Source organism: Lysinibacillus sp. FSL K6-0232 (genome assembly GCF_038008325.1).
Lineage (GTDB): Bacteria > Bacillota > Bacilli > Bacillales_A > Planococcaceae > Lysinibacillus.
The window spans coordinates 1,539,494-1,553,839 of the sequence record NZ_JBBOYW010000001.1; the positions used below are offsets into that span (position 1 = coordinate 1,539,494).

Below are 14,346 nucleotides of genomic sequence, written 5' to 3' on the forward strand. Positions count from 1 at the left end.
GCTTTATGGCCACATTAGACAAAGACTTATTAGCGATTCAGGAAATGAGAGATGCCGTGAAGCAGGCGAATACAGCACAGGCTGCCTATATGCAGTTTTCACAGCAACAAGTAGATAGCATTGTAAAGGCAGTGGCAGATGCGGCATTTAAGGAAGCAGATCGTTTAGCTAAAATGGCTGTGCAAGAAACAGGAATGGGTGTCCCAAATCATAAAAAAATAAAAAATGAAGTAGCTTCACGAGATGTCTTTGAAGATATTAAAGATTTAAAGACAGTTGGCATTGTTGGCTATGACCGCATGAAAAAAGTAGCGGAAATTGCGAGCCCCTTTGGCGTGATTGCAGGTATTGTACCGACGACAAACCCAACGTCTACAGCTATTTTTAAAACATTAATTTCATTAAAAACAAGAAATGCGCTTATTATTAGCCCACATCCATATGCGGTGAAATGTACAAAAGAGGCTTTGGATATTTGTCGAGTAGCTGCAGAGCAAGCAGGTGCACCAGAGGGCTTACTACACTGTTTAACAATGTCATCCATGGAAGCAACCCAGCAGCTAATGAAGCATCCTGATGTACATTTAATTTTAGCAACTGGTGGTGGTGCACTTGTCAAAGCTGCCTATAGCTCAGGCAAGCCAGCTTACGGTGTAGGTCCTGGGAATGTACCCGCTTATATTGAAAAATCGGCTACTATTCAAAAGGCTGTGCGCCAGCTTGTGCAAAGTAAATCATTTGATAATGGGACAATTTGTGCAACAGAGCAGTCCATTATTGTCGATAAAGCGATTGCTGAGGTCGTGCTAACAGAATTGAAGAATAATCATGCCTATATTTTAAATGCCGAGGAAAAGGCGAAGATGGAGCAGTTGATTTCGCCAGTACCAGGGAAAGTAAACCCTAAAATTGTTGGTAAATCTGCCGTTAGCCTAGCACAGTCTGCTGGCATTACAGTACCAGCAGATACGAAAGTGCTTGTTGGATTGGAAACAATGATTGGCAAAAATATACCATTTTCACTTGAAAAGCTATCACCAATCTTTGCACTTTATATAGTAGAAAACAGTACAGAAGCCAAGCAAGTTATGATTGACCTGCTAAATATTGGCGGACGTGGACATACATGCTCCATCCATACAGAAAATACAGCATTAGCAGAACAATTCTCTGTTGAATTACCTGTATCTCGCATTGTGGTGAATACATTATCATCCATCGGTGCAGTAGGCGGTACAACAGGCTTAGCACCATCCTTTACATTAGGCTGTGGTACATTTGGCGGCAATATTACGTCGGACAATATTACAGCAAGACATTTAATCAATATTAAACGTATGGCGTATGGCATTAAAGATGTTGATGTGCCAAAGCCAGAAGTTGAAGTGCAGTCAGTCGTAGAGTCGGTTGTATCACAAGAGCCTGCTCTCGATACAGCAGTGGTGCAACAAATTGTTGACCAAGTATTAAAGCAAATCACATTACAAAATAAATAATTTGGAGGAATGACAAATGAGTACAGCATTAGGAATGGTAGAAACAAAAGGTTTAGTAGGAGCAATTGAAGCAGCGGATGCAATGGTAAAGGCAGCAAGCGTTAATTTAGTAGGAAAAGTACATGTTGGTGGCGGTATTGTAACGGTGCTTGTACGTGGTGATGTAGGCGCAGTGAAAGCAGCAACAGACGCAGGTGCAGCAGCAGCACAACGTGTAGGAGAGCTATTATCTGTCCATGTAATTCCACGTCCACATCATGAATTAGAAATGATTTTACCAAAAGCAGAAGCGTAATGAATCAGTATGGAGAGCTGATTCGGTAGTAGATCAGCTCTCAACTTATGAAACAATCAACTAGATATAGAGGTGGCTTGTGTGACAACAGCAATTAAAACATTTCCAGTTGCCATTTCGGCTCGTCATATCCATCTAAGTGAAGAGGATTTACAAGCACTTTTTGGTCCCAATGCAACGCTTACAAAGGATTTTGACTTATCACAGCCAGGGCAATTTGCTGCCAAAGAGCGCGTTTCAATTGAAGGACCTAAAGGCATTATTCACAATGTTCGCGTATTAGGTCCTGTAAGAGCAGCAACGCAAGTGGAGGTTAGCCGAACAGATGCGATGAAGCTAGGCATTCATCCGCCATTAAGACAATCTGGCGATATTGACAACTCTGCTGGTATTAAGCTGATTCATGGAGAGCGTGAATTAGTGATTCCGCAGGGTGTGATTATTGCACAGGCACATATCCATATGACCGAGGAAGATGCGCAAGCATTAGCAGTACACAATAACGAAGTTGTAGCAGTGGAAGTTGTCAGTGAACGACCTGTGACATTCCGTGGTGTCGTTGTACGTGTTTCCAATGATTTTAGCTTGGAAATGCATATTGATACAGATGAAGCGAATGCAGGCTTTATTGAACAGCAGGCACAAGGAAAATTAGTGAAAGCATCATTGTAAGGAGGAGGTAAGATGCAAGAACATTTAGTGCAAAAAATCGTGGAACAAGTTCTACAGCAAGTATTAAAAAATCAATCTGCCCCTCCACATAACGGTAAAATTCCAATTGGTGTATCCGCTCGCCATGTTCACCTTGCACAGGCAGAGGTGGAGCAGCTATTTGGGAAGGGCTACGAGCTAACACCAAAGTTTGAGCTTTCCCAGCCAGGACAGTTTGCTGCGGAGGAAACCGTCGTTATTGCTGGACCAAAAGGCTCGATTGAACGTGTGCGTATTTTAGGGCCAGCCCGTTCGCTATCGCAGGTGGAGGTAAGCTGGACAGATGCCATGAAATTAGGCTTAAAGCCGCCATTAAGAATTTCAGGTGATATTCAAGGCTCGAGCCCTGTAACATTAATTGGTCCAAAGGGCAGTGTTGTCTTACAGGAAGGGCTAATTGTTGCACAGGCGCATATTCATATGTCGCCTGCAGATAGTGCGAGCTTTAATGTTGTCGATGGACAATCTGTACAAATTAAGATAGCAGGAATACGTCCAATTATTTTATCGAATGTGGTTATTCGTGTATCTGAGCGTTATCGCTTAGAAATGCATATTGATACAGATGAAGCAAATGCAGGATTGATTCAACAGGGTGCACTTGCTGAAATTGTTCACCATCCAGTGTCTGAGCAGCCTATAGCTATGAATGCACAACCTCCAGTTATTCAGCAGGTAGAGCAGCCATCTGTCTATTACTATGATAAAAAGCTGCTTTCACAACTAGACATATTAGCAATAGAGGCACAGGAAATTGTTGTGCCAAAGAAAACCATTGTCACAGCATTGGCGTACGATAAATTACGAGAGTTAAATAAAACATTAACGGTTCGTTCAGAGTAAACAGACAAGCTGTGTCGCGTAAAGAGGGTGACGTTCATGCAAATGGGAAGAGTGATAGGCAGTGTATGGGCAACACGCAAGGAGGAAGGGCTGAATGGTTTAAAATTATTAATCATTCAACCAATTGACTCCAATCAACAGCCGATTCGCACAGAAATTGTTGCAGCAGATCGTATAGGAGCAGGGATTGGTGATGATGTACTTGTGACCAGCGGTGGGTCATCACGCTATATTATGCGAGAAAATCCGCTCCCGATTGATGCAGTTGTTATTGGGATTATTGATTCTACAGAAGTGATGCGAGGTGAGGACAATGAGTAGCGCAATTGGCATGATTGAAACAAAAGGCTTGGTCGGCTCTTATGAAGCAGCCGATGCGATGATTAAGGCAGCCGATGTCACAGTTGTGAAGCAGGAATTTGTGGATGGTGGCATTGTGACAGTGGTTGTCACAGGCGATGTCGGCTCTGTTCAAGCAGCAGTAGAAGCTGGTAAGGCCGCTGCCATAAGAGTCGGAGAATTATTAGGCGCTCATGTCATTCCAAGACCTGATGAAGATGTTTTTAAGATGATTAAGGGGCCAGAAGCACCAAAGAAAAAGCCTTTATCAACGCGTGCTAAAAAAGCAGCAGAAACAACAGCAGCAACGGATAATCGAGGTGAGGCATAATGGCTTTTCGTAAAAATAAAATTGCTGTAATTGGAGCAGGTCATACAGGCTCCACACTAAGTTTATTTTTAGCGCAGAAGGAATTAGGCGATGTTGTGCTTGTCGATATTCCAGAAGCGGAAAATCCAACAAAAGGGAAGGCTTTGGACTTACTACAAACAGGCCCTATCGAAAAGTTTAATGTGTCCATTAAAGGAACAAGCAGCTATGAGGATATTGCGGGTGCAGATATTGTTGTTATTACAGCAGGGCTACCACGTAAACCGGGCATGAGCCGTGATGATTTAGTGACAACCAATGCTAAAATTATACAACAAGTATCAAGACAAATTAAGCACTATGCACCAAACAGCATTGTCGTTGTGCTAAGCAACCCTGTTGATGCCATGACATATGTGTGCCACAAGGAAACAGGCTTTGCGAAGCATCGCATTATTGGTCAATCTGGTGTTTTAGATACAGCTCGCTTCAACACATTTGTTGCACAGGAGCTGCAAATTGCACCAGAGGATGTATCAGGCTTTGTTTTAGGTGGGCATGGTGATGAAATGGTGCCATTAATTCGCTATTCCTATGCAGGTGGCATTCCATTAGAAAAATTGATTCCCCAAGATCGACTACAACAAATCGTTGAACGTACACGTAAAGGTGGCGGCGAAATTGTTGGTTTGCTAGGAAATGGTAGCGCCTATTATGCACCAGCCGCTGCATGTGCGCAAATGGTCGAAATTATTATGAAAGACCAACGAAAAATTATTCCTTCTATTGCTTTATTAGAAGGAGAGTACGGCTATCACGACTTATTTTTAGGTGTGCCAACCATTTTAGGTGGCAATGGTATCGAATCTGTGATTGAATTACATTTAACGCAGGAAGAACAAACAGCACTTCAGCATTCTGCGGAGGCTGTCAAGCAAGTTATTGCCATTTGCCAAAACATAGAATAGTGTAAACAGACACGATTCTCCAGCAATAGCAAGCATCCCCAGCTTGCTATTGCATGTTTGATTGGAAACCGAACAGGACTTAAAAGCTAGAAAAAATCCCCTAAAGGCTGTAGCTAATTTGCTGCAGTCTTTCTTTTTAATGAAGATTTTTGTGATGGAGAAAAAAATGATTCAAGGTGGATTCGAATCATCTTAGCAATAGATGAAATTTTCAAAAATATGATAAACTAGTAACGTAAAAAGGGGGAGAAGCAATGGTTGTTCAGCAATTTACAGACTATGTAAAGAAGATGCAGCATTATGGGGAGGCACTCAATGTAATTTATTGGGATATGCGAACGGGTGCGCCAAAAAAGGGACTAGCACAGCGCTCAGGGGTCGTTGGTACATTGTCAGCCTCCTTATTTGCGATGCAAACAAGTGATGAATTGGGTGAGCTTTTAACAGCATTAGAGGCACAGCAGGCTGATTTGGATGATGTAACACGCCGCTTAGTAGAGGAAGTACGAAAAAATTACGACCAAAATAAAAAAATTCCCGCTGATGAGTATAAGGAGTTTGTCATTTTACAATCTAAGGCAGAAACAGCTTGGGAAGAGGCAAAGGCAACCAATAATTTTGCATTATTCCTGCCTTATTTAGAGGAAATTATTCAATGGCAGAAAAAATTTATTCAGTATTGGGGCATAAAAAATGGCTCCCCATACAATACATTGCTCGATTTATATGAGCCAGAGATGACAACAGATGTCTTAGATCAAGTATTCGGTGATTTACGCGATAAGATTGTGACGCTGGTGCAAAAAATTATGACCGCAGCTAAGCCTGATACAAGCATGCTATATAAGCATTTTCCACGTGAGGCACAGCGAGCATTATCGCTGGAATTGCTCACACAGCTCGGCTATGACTTTGAGGCAGGACGCTTGGATGAAAGTGTCCATCCATTTATGATTGGGCTTAATCTTGGGGATAACCGTATTACAACAAAATATGATGAGCATGATTTCCGCACGGCTATTTTTGGAACAATTCATGAGTGTGGTCATGCGATGTATGAACAAAATATTGATCAAAAGCTTGCGGGACTACCATTAGCAACAGGTACTTCAATGGGCATCCATGAATCGCAATCACTCTTTTATGAAAATTTTGTCGGTAGAAATGAGCAGTTCTGGCAGCACAATTACGAGCGCCTGCAACACTATTCACCAGCCCAGTTTAGAGATGTACCATTAGCAGACTTTTTACGTGCCATTAATATGGTGGAACCATCCTTTATTCGTATTGAAGCGGATGAGTTAACATATCCATTACATATTATGATTCGCTATGAGATTGAACGTGATTTATTTAACGGTGATTTACAGGCGAAGGATTTACCACAAATATGGAATGATAAATATGAGGAATATTTAGGGATACGTCCAGCGACGGATGCACAGGGTGTGCTTCAGGATATGCATTGGTCAGGGGGCATGTTTGGCTACTTCCCATCCTATGCACTAGGAATGATTTATGCAGCACAATGGAAGCATGCGATGGATCAAGATATACCAAACTTTGATGCGCTATTGGCAAAGGGTGAGCTACTGCCTATCCGACAATGGCTAACAGAGAAAATTCATCAGTACGGCGCATTGAAAAAGCCGTTTGAATTGCTGCAAGAAGCGACAGGGGAAGGCTTAAATGCCACATACTTAGCCAACTATTTGCAGGATAAATATACACAACTTTATCAACTATAATGTAAAAGCGATTTCTCAGCTACGAGAAATCGCTTTTTCCTTACCACAATTGATAGCCTTTTGAGCCTGCTGGTGAATTTGAAATAATATCGATAATTGGCACTGTGTAAGCAAATAAAATTAATGCTACTAAAATAACAAGCCATACCTTAAAGTTTTCAAGCAATACTGGTGTCGGACCACTATGCTGATGAACATCGCCTACAGGGAATTCTTCCTCACCTTTTGGTGCAAACCAAGCTAATTGCACAACGATATAGATAATGACAAGGATAGCAATAAAGAGAATTGTTCCACCTACTGCCTGTGCAATTTGATAAGGAATCCAATCATAGGCTTGCTGAGCACCGCCATATTCTGAGTAATCAGAGCGACGAGGTGCACCAATAAGACCTGCAATATGCATGGCAGAGGACATGATTGTCATCCCAACAGCCCATAAAATCCCTGAGAGATTGCTCAGGCTATTTAAAGATTTTGTGAGTGTACGACCTGTTAAATGTGGAATTAACCAGAATGCTGCACCAAAATAGGTTAAGACAACAGCCGTTGCAATTGTTAAATGGAAGTGACCTGTTACCCAAATTGTATTATGGATTAGCTGGTTCATTTGATAGGATGCATTGACAATCCCACCTGCACCTCCAGGAATAAAAGCAACCATACCGATAAATGGAACAAGGAAGCGTGCATCTTTCCATGGTAATTTTTTAAACCAACCGAATAGTCCCTTGCCACCTAGCTCGCGTCCACGTAATTCAAACATCGCAAACATAGAGAAGGCTGTCATTAACGATGGAACGATTACGGCAAATGTTAAAACAACCTGTATAAACTTCCACGTGCCATCAATACCAGGCTCTGTTAGCTGATGGTGAATTCCAACAGGAACCGAGAAGATTAAAAATAACATAAAGGAAAGTCTTGCTAATGAATCAGAGAAAATTTTACCGCCAATTACTTTTGGGATAACCGTATACCAAACCATATAGGCAGGTAATAGCCAGAAGTATACAAGCGCATGGCCAAAATACCAGAATAGTGTACGTGATAGGGCAACATCCACGCGCTCAATGAAGCCTAATGACCACGGAAGCAACTGGAATAATACGGAAACTGCTACACCAAGCGTTGCTACAAACCACATCAAATTATTAACAACGACCATAAATGATAATAATGGGCTACGTTGTCCGCTACCTTTATGCTCTTTGCGCCACTGGACATAGCGTAAAATTTGACCTGCACCACCAACCCAAGAACCAACCACGACAAGTGTAAGGCCTAAATAGAAAATCCAGTGTGCCTGTAATGGCGCATAAAATGTATAAAGAACCGTTGCTTTATTTAATAAAACCATTGTGGCAGCAGCTGCTGTCCCAATTGTCATGAGCCAAAAACCAATCCAGCCAAGCTTGCGTTGACCAGCTGTAAATGTACCTGACGTGCGGCTGACACTAGCAATTTGGAAGCCATAAATAAAGAATGTTGTTAAAATAAGACCAAGTAATACACCGTGAACTGTTAAAACCTGATAATAGCCGATGCCTGCTGGTAATGTAAATTGACCAGAACGCACAAATACTTGTAATAATCCTGCAAGACCGCCTAATAGCAATGCGATAAATGCTACATAAATATGTGCCATAGCTAGCTTTGCATCTCGGCGATCTACCTTTGTCAATGAATTAGTGTGACTCATTTGGGTCCACCACCTTTAGCATAGAGTGCATCATCGTATGTCCTGTACCACAGTATTCATTACATACAATTAAAAACTCGCCGACTTTATTGACTTTTGTGACATATTCTGAAATATAACCAGGCTCAAGCATCATATTGATATTTGTGCCTGCCACCTGAAAGCCGTGCATAACATCCTCACTTGTTGCGATAAATTTCACCTTTGCGCCAAGCGGTACTTCAATTTCCATAGGGTTATAGTTAAATGCTGAGGCAACAACAACTACCTCATAATCCCAATCTTTTCCTTCGACTTTATGAACACCAGGATTATCGAAAGGTGCTGTTTCTTTTACTTTCTCATAATCGAGTGTTTTTTTACCATTGTTCGGATGGGAGCCCTGATGAAATGCCCCAATACCGAGAATGATTAGGAATGCCACTAAAGTAGCGACTCCGAACACAAGCCAATACTTCTCATACTTATGTATGTGCATATGTTTCTGTCCCTTCCTCGTAGATTAAAACCGTCCAATAAATAAATCGAAGCAGTATACCCAAAGTAAAATAATGATGATTCCAATCCCAAAAACTGCATAGAGTGAACCTTTTAAATTGTCATCTGACTTCTTTTTGTTTGCCATTTTTGCCCCTCCTACGCTTTTATAATGATATTGCTTATTGCCATCATATAAAAATTCCTATCATTTTGATGTGAAAAAAATCACACATCCACGTAAATAATGTGAAGAAAGTGTGAAAAATTAACAGCACAAAAAAATAAGCCATCTCAAACTATTTGAGATAGCTTATTGACTATAAATCTTGCAGGCAAATAACAGAACCGTAGCTTATGTGAAATCGTTCTTATTCTTCGTCTTCCTCAATTGTTAATAAAACTGTTAGAGCCCCAATGCTGGGAATGGAAACTGGGAGAGCAAATGCTTTTTCAAAGCCGTATAATTTTGTATTGCCCACCATCACAGTTGGCGGTGTGATATCAATTTCTAAGCTTTCTTGCCCAACAGCTGTACATAAATTTCCTGCAATCATATTGCCAAATTCGCCCGTAAAGGACTCTAACATTTCGCCCTCCAAAGGCATACCGAACATTGTATTGCCAATCCCACTGAACACTTCAGGAGAGGAATCGATGATGACACGACCTTTTAAATCGCCAATTAAGCCAATTAGTACACCCATTTGCTGCTGTTGAAAGGGTTCAGAAATAATGCTAGGTGACTTTACTTCCATATCCATAGGAAGAATCGATTTTAAAGCATGGATCGTCCCGTTTAAAATAGTTTGAAAGTACTTCGAATTACTCATCATTACCGCATCCTTTTTCCGACTTTTCTACATCTTACCATGTAAAAAGGGTAAGATGAAAGTATGTCTTGACGAATTAACATGAAATTTATATGATAAGAGTGAGAATGATTTTCAAATTCATCCGATATACATAAAAAGACTGAATTTTACGAGAAAAGGAGCGGTCAGCAATGACATTCGTATTGATTGGAGCGGCTGTAGCCATTTATATTGGGGTTGGGAAATACGTGGTAAAACAGGCAACTGCACATTTAAAATAAAGCTTTGAAAGACATCGTCCAAATACGGGCTATGTCTTTTTATATGGTAGCTAAGAATATTTTTAAAGTTGAACATTGCTGCCATTTATGTAGCTAAGTATATTGTATTTATAAACAAACATATCCACGTGTATGATTTTTGTGGAGGTTTGTTGAGAAAAATAAAATTGAAAATGGCATAATGGTGAAAATAGCGGCGTTTCTCAATAATTTTACAGCCATCTACATTATGCAAAATCCTCTTTTAAGCTTTTTAACCTTTTTTGAAGCGGCACGATGAGTCGAAAGGCAATTGGGCAACGGCTGCCATTTTCCATTAACACGTAGCGGCTTTTAAAATTGAACTCCTTCACATTTTTTAAATGAATGATAAAGCTTTTATGGCAGCGGAAAAAATGGTCATCTAAATAGGCTAAATCCTTTAAAGCGCCATAAAAGGAATAGTGTCCATTGCGCTCATATAGCTCAAGCTTATGTGGCTGGGACCTAAAGGAAGTATGGGCATTCATCACATGGCTATTTATTACATCTACATATGGCGAAGGGCTGGGAAGGAGAGCGTATAGCATGGCTTTGGCATTATTTTATTTAATCAAATATTTGTGAACTTAGTGATTGCAGGGCTTCATTCATACGCATAATACAAACCGTTTGTTGTTAAATTAGTGTTATACATTGCAAGTCGAATCATGTAGAATACTAAATATGAATAATGAAATAAGAAGGGGTTACTTTTCGTATGAAAGATTTTGAACAGCAATTGGAAGGGCTATTAAAGCAAGCCTCATTGCAATACATAATATATCAGCATAATGGTGATACAGAGCGCATGGATAAAACATCACTTTTTGCTCGAAAAATTCAGCAAAAAGAGTATGTGATTGGCTTTGCAGGCCATTTCTCTGCAGGGAAATCAAGTATGATTAATGCGCTGTCTGGTGAAAATCTACTGGCATCTAGTCCAATTCCAACAAGTGCGAACATCGTAAAAGTCCATAAATCAGAGGAAGACTATGCGATTGTTTACATGCACAATGAAAAGCCTGTAAAATTTGAGGCTGGCTATGATTTTAAAACAGTAAAAGAGCTAAGTAAAAATGGGGATTTAGTGTCACAGATTGAGATTGGACACAGTGCCTCTACACTACCACTAGGTGTCACTGTAATGGATACGCCAGGGGTAGACTCCACAGATGATGCACACCGCATGTCAACGGAATCAGCATTACATATTGCTGATATCGTATTTTATACAATGGACTACAACCATGTGCAGTCGGAATTAAATTTCCAATTCACAAAGCAATTAATGAAATATAATCCAAATGTTTATTTAATTGTCAATATGATTGATAAGCATAAAGATAATGAATTGAGCTTCGAAGAATTTAAAGCAACTGTTCATCAATCCTTTGCAGCATGGGGTGTTGTACCGAAGGGTGTTTTCTTCACATCATTAAGAGAGCCTGAACATCCACATAATGATTTTGAGGCAGTAAAGAAAATCGTGATGGACAGTATGAATGATTGGCAGGAGCAGCTTGTACAAACAGCTACGAATACATTGCGTTTATTGCAAAGCGAGCATGACAATTATTTAATGGAAGAAAGACAGGATCGTTTAGCAATTGATGAAGAAATTTTAAGTGCGGATGACTGGGCACACCATCAAGATATTTTAGAGCAATACAATAAATTAAATCGTCAGGTTGAGCTATTTTCTATTGAGGCATGGAATGAAACATTTGAGGAGCAGCGCAAGGAATTACTTGCCAATGCTGCCATTATGCCAGCCGATTTACGTGACCGCTTGCGTCTATATTTAGAAAGCATGCAGGAGGGCTTTAAAGTAGGGGGCTTCTTTTCGGCGAAGAAAAAAACAGAGGAAGAGCGTAACCGCCGTAAAGAGGATGCCTATAACGCCTATCAAAATGTTGTGCATGCGCAAATTACAGGTCATTTAAAAGGGCTCATGAAAAAGGCATTGAAGGATGTTGGTGCATTAAATGAAGAGCGTGCGACGTCTATTGATGGCTACACGTTTGACCTGCCCTTCTCATTAATTGAGCAGCAAGTGCAAACAGGGTCAATATTGACAGGTGATGCCGTATTAAACTTTGCGAATCGTGTGGCAGAGGCGACCAAGCGTTACTTTATTCAGGAAACGGATCGCTGGAAAGATGAGCAGGCAGCAACACTTGAAGCAGTAGCAACAGAAGCGGCTGCACCATCCAAGCTAAAAATGGCAGCTATGCAGGCGAAGGTGGATGCGATTCGTGCTGTGCTGGAAATCGAAGGCTATCAGCAATATAGTGCAAGCATTATGCACCAAGCAAGCAATGAAGTGCGTCAAATTGCCAACCAACAGCTTGTAGCATGGGAAAATGCCTTTAAGCAAGATTTAGCAGATATTCGTTTATTTGATGAATCCATGCTAAAGCCAAAGGAGGAAGTTGTTCAGCAGGAGGAAGTACAGCAAGCAGTAGCGACAGTAAGCCTTCCAATAGATGGTGTGATTCAACGGGCACTGCATACAGCTAAGGCGGTAAAAGAGGTACAAGGCTTTGCAGAGGTTGCTCAATATCTTGAGCATAAAGTGGAACGCTTACAGAAAAAGGACTTTACGATTGCTTTATTTGGGGCATTTAGTGCAGGGAAATCATCCTTCTCGAATGCCTTGATGGGTGCGAAGGTATTACCTGTATCGCCCAACCCTACTACAGCAGCTATTAATAAAATACGCCCTGTAACGCCTGAGCATCCACATGAAACAGCAGATGTCCAGCTAAAAACAGCGGAGCAAATGCTAGAGGATATTCAGGGCTCCTATGTGGCGATTGGCTTGTCTGTGTCTTCATTGGAGGAGGCATTTAATCGTGCGGATGAAGGGCTTGCCGTTCAGCTAACGGATGAGCGTTTAAATGTGCATAAATCATTTATTCGTGCCTATAAGGAAGGCTATCCAACGTTTAAATCTGAGCTTGGTACAGTTATTCGTGTTGATCGAGAAGAGTTTGAAAAATTTGTTGCACAAGAAAATAAATCATGCTTTGTGGATAATATCGACTTCTATTATGATAGCCCATTAACACGAATGGGCGTTACATTGGTGGATACACCGGGAGCCGATTCCATTAATGCTCGTCATACAGGGGTAGCCTTTGAATATATTCGTAATGCCGATGCCATCCTATTTATTACGTACTATAATCATGCCTTTGCCAAAGCAGACCGTGAGTTTTTAATTCAGCTTGGTCGTGTAAAAGATGCATTTGAGCTCGATAAAATGTTCTTTATTGTCAATGCGATTGACTTGGCAACAACAGAGGAGGAGCAGGAAGACGTTAAGGACTATGTTCGCTCAGAGCTACAGCGCTTCGGTATTCGTTTCCCACGATTGTATGGTGTATCCAGTCTGTTGGCATTAAAGGAAAAAGTAGAGGGCACTGACTTAACATCAGGGATGCCACCGTTTGAGGAAGATTTCCATACATTCTTAAATGATGAATTAAGCGCATTAGCTGTCCAAGCGCTTGCAGAGGAAGTCGATAAAACCGAGCAACGTCTAGCCGATTTAATCGCACAGACAGAGGACAACTTAAAGCGTAAGGATGAACGCTTAGAGGAGTTAGCAGTACTTGAGCAGCATATTCAATCGAAATTTAGCGAGCTGAACACAAGCATGCTAGAAAGTGAAACAAAGCAGGAGCTAGATGAGCTACTGTACTATGTGCTACAGCGTGTTTATTATCGTTATCCTGAGTTCTTTAAGGAAGGCTATAATCCTTCAACATTTGCTGCCATGCCCGCACAGCAAGCGCTGGAGCATGCTTTGAAGGAAGTATTACAAAGCTTACGTTTTGATTTTACACAGGAAATGCGTGTCACAAACTTCCGCTTATCGCAATTTATTAGCAAAAAGATGCAGCAGCGCTTTAAAGATGAAGTACGTGAGCTAAAAGAGCTAAACCGTAGCTTCTCATTCTTAGCCTTTGAATCGTCCGAGCCTAATTTACTTGATTTCGATGGTCCATTTACGGATGCTTCAAAATATGCAAGTGTTAAATCACACTTCCGCAATCAAAAAGCATTCTTTGAGAAAAATGAGAAAGTAAAATTAAGTGAGGCGTTAGAGGCATTAACAAAGCCAGATGCACAGGAGTATTTAGATGCACAAAAGGTTTCCCTTATGACTTGGGCGATTACCTTTATTGCAGAGGAAGCAGAGAATTTACGTCAATATATTTATCATCAAGCACTTGAACAAATTGATACAGAAAGACAGGCATTGCAAGAAGAAAGCCGTTTAGCTTCTTGGAAAGCGATTTATGCACAACTACAATATGCATGAGGTGGTTCAT

The 14,346-nt window shown here is 40.8% G+C and carries 14 protein-coding genes and 1 pseudogene; 10 read left to right on the forward strand and 5 right to left on the reverse strand.

The window, feature by feature from the left end; translation table 11 throughout:
* The first annotated feature begins 5 nt into the window (after positions 1-5).
* The 8 genes from MHB42_RS07345 (at position 6) to MHB42_RS07380 (ending at position 6,710) form a co-directional block, all read left to right on the forward strand.
* Positions 6-1,496 carry an aldehyde dehydrogenase family protein gene (locus MHB42_RS07345; protein ID WP_340805290.1) on the forward strand — a complete coding sequence of 497 codons (1,491 nt, stop codon included), beginning with the start codon at positions 6-8 and terminating at the stop codon, positions 1,494-1,496.
* A 16-nt stretch (positions 1,497-1,512) separates the two neighbouring features.
* Positions 1,513-1,791 carry a BMC domain-containing protein gene (locus MHB42_RS07350; RefSeq protein WP_004269321.1) on the forward strand — a complete coding sequence of 93 codons (279 nt, stop codon included), beginning with the start codon at positions 1,513-1,515 and terminating at the stop codon, positions 1,789-1,791.
* A gap of 81 nt (positions 1,792-1,872) precedes the next feature.
* On the forward strand, positions 1,873-2,463 hold the full coding sequence (locus tag MHB42_RS07355) for a phosphate propanoyltransferase (protein WP_340805291.1): 591 nt from the start codon (positions 1,873-1,875) through the stop codon (positions 2,461-2,463).
* Between the two features lie 12 nt (positions 2,464-2,475).
* Positions 2,476-3,345 (forward strand): phosphate propanoyltransferase, encoded by an 870-nt coding sequence (locus MHB42_RS07360; protein WP_340805292.1) that lies wholly within the window; start codon positions 2,476-2,478, stop codon positions 3,343-3,345.
* Between the two features lie 36 nt (positions 3,346-3,381).
* The gene (locus MHB42_RS07365; RefSeq protein WP_340805293.1) at positions 3,382-3,666 is read left to right on the forward strand and encodes a EutN/CcmL family microcompartment protein; all 285 of its coding nucleotides are present in this window, start codon (positions 3,382-3,384) and stop codon (positions 3,664-3,666) included.
* On the forward strand, positions 3,659-4,015 hold the full coding sequence (locus MHB42_RS07370) for a BMC domain-containing protein (protein ID WP_340805294.1): 357 nt from the start codon (positions 3,659-3,661) through the stop codon (positions 4,013-4,015). Before MHB42_RS07365 ends, MHB42_RS07370 begins: the two co-directional genes overlap by 8 nt.
* Positions 4,015-4,962 carry a malate dehydrogenase gene (gene mdh, locus MHB42_RS07375; RefSeq protein WP_340805295.1) on the forward strand — a complete coding sequence of 316 codons (948 nt, stop codon included), beginning with the start codon at positions 4,015-4,017 and terminating at the stop codon, positions 4,960-4,962. The genes MHB42_RS07370 and mdh overlap by 1 nt, the downstream gene beginning before the upstream one ends.
* Positions 4,963-5,216: 254 nt before the next feature.
* Positions 5,217-6,710, forward strand: coding sequence for a carboxypeptidase M32 (locus MHB42_RS07380; protein ID WP_340805296.1), 1,494 nt, complete (start codon positions 5,217-5,219; stop codon positions 6,708-6,710).
* Positions 6,711-6,750: 40 nt separating this feature from the next.
* Here MHB42_RS07380 and MHB42_RS07385 read toward each other — a convergent pair whose 3' ends face one another.
* The 5 genes from MHB42_RS07385 to MHB42_RS07405 form a co-directional block, all read right to left on the reverse strand.
* Positions 6,751-8,412 carry a b(o/a)3-type cytochrome-c oxidase subunit 1 gene (locus tag MHB42_RS07385; RefSeq protein WP_340805297.1) on the reverse strand — a complete coding sequence of 554 codons (1,662 nt, stop codon included), beginning with the start codon at positions 8,410-8,412 and terminating at the stop codon, positions 6,751-6,753.
* Positions 8,399-8,890 (reverse strand): cytochrome B5, encoded by a 492-nt coding sequence (locus tag MHB42_RS07390; RefSeq protein ID WP_340805298.1) that lies wholly within the window; start codon positions 8,888-8,890, stop codon positions 8,399-8,401. Before MHB42_RS07390 ends, MHB42_RS07385 begins: the two co-directional genes overlap by 14 nt.
* 24 nt (positions 8,891-8,914) lie before the next feature.
* Positions 8,915-9,037, reverse strand: coding sequence for a hypothetical protein (locus MHB42_RS07395; protein ID WP_340805299.1), 123 nt, complete (start codon positions 9,035-9,037; stop codon positions 8,915-8,917).
* Between the two features lie 223 nt (positions 9,038-9,260).
* A complete protein-coding gene (locus MHB42_RS07400) occupies positions 9,261-9,722 on the reverse strand; it encodes a chemotaxis protein CheX (RefSeq protein WP_340805300.1) in 462 nt (153 codons plus the stop codon).
* Positions 9,723-10,212: 490 nt separating this feature from the next.
* Complete coding sequence (locus MHB42_RS07405; RefSeq protein ID WP_340805301.1) at positions 10,213-10,494, reverse strand: LytTR family DNA-binding domain-containing protein; 282 nt, start codon at positions 10,492-10,494, stop codon at positions 10,213-10,215.
* On the opposite strand from MHB42_RS07405, the pseudogene MHB42_RS07410 reads away from it, so the two are divergent.
* Both MHB42_RS07410 and MHB42_RS07415 read left to right on the forward strand, forming a co-directional pair.
* Positions 10,463-10,626, forward strand: a pseudogene (locus MHB42_RS07410) (c-type cytochrome biogenesis protein CcsB); the annotation flags it as partial. The gene MHB42_RS07405 and the pseudogene MHB42_RS07410 overlap by 32 nt on opposite strands.
* Positions 10,627-10,724: 98 nt before the next feature.
* Positions 10,725-14,336 carry a dynamin family protein gene (locus tag MHB42_RS07415; protein WP_340805302.1) on the forward strand — a complete coding sequence of 1,204 codons (3,612 nt, stop codon included), beginning with the start codon at positions 10,725-10,727 and terminating at the stop codon, positions 14,334-14,336.
* The last annotated feature ends 10 nt before the right edge of the window (positions 14,337-14,346 follow it).

Excerpts from the sequence above, each read along its gene's own strand:
- MHB42_RS07405 (WP_340805301.1), bottom strand. The coding sequence starts at position 10,494 with ATGAATGCCCATACTTCCTTTAGGTCCCAGCCACATAAGCTTGAGCTA.
- MHB42_RS07385 (WP_340805297.1), bottom strand. The coding sequence starts at position 8,412 with ATGAGTCACACTAATTCATTGACAAAGGTAGATCGCCGAGATGCAAAG.
- MHB42_RS07345 (WP_340805290.1), top strand. The coding sequence starts at position 6 with ATGGCCACATTAGACAAAGACTTATTAGCGATTCAGGAAATGAGAGAT.
- MHB42_RS07395 (WP_340805299.1), bottom strand. The coding sequence starts at position 9,037 with ATGGCAAACAAAAAGAAGTCAGATGACAATTTAAAAGGTTCACTCTAT.
- MHB42_RS07390 (WP_340805298.1), bottom strand. The coding sequence starts at position 8,890 with ATGCACATACATAAGTATGAGAAGTATTGGCTTGTGTTCGGAGTCGCT.
- MHB42_RS07370 (WP_340805294.1), top strand. The coding sequence starts at position 3,659 with ATGAGTAGCGCAATTGGCATGATTGAAACAAAAGGCTTGGTCGGCTCT.
- mdh (WP_340805295.1), top strand. The coding sequence starts at position 4,015 with ATGGCTTTTCGTAAAAATAAAATTGCTGTAATTGGAGCAGGTCATACA.
- MHB42_RS07365 (WP_340805293.1), top strand. The coding sequence starts at position 3,382 with ATGCAAATGGGAAGAGTGATAGGCAGTGTATGGGCAACACGCAAGGAG.
- MHB42_RS07400 (WP_340805300.1), bottom strand. The coding sequence starts at position 9,722 with ATGAGTAATTCGAAGTACTTTCAAACTATTTTAAACGGGACGATCCAT.
- MHB42_RS07360 (WP_340805292.1), top strand. The coding sequence starts at position 2,476 with ATGCAAGAACATTTAGTGCAAAAAATCGTGGAACAAGTTCTACAGCAA.
- MHB42_RS07415 (WP_340805302.1), top strand. The coding sequence starts at position 10,725 with ATGAAAGATTTTGAACAGCAATTGGAAGGGCTATTAAAGCAAGCCTCA.
- MHB42_RS07380 (WP_340805296.1), top strand. The coding sequence starts at position 5,217 with ATGGTTGTTCAGCAATTTACAGACTATGTAAAGAAGATGCAGCATTAT.
- MHB42_RS07350 (WP_004269321.1), top strand. The coding sequence starts at position 1,513 with ATGAGTACAGCATTAGGAATGGTAGAAACAAAAGGTTTAGTAGGAGCA.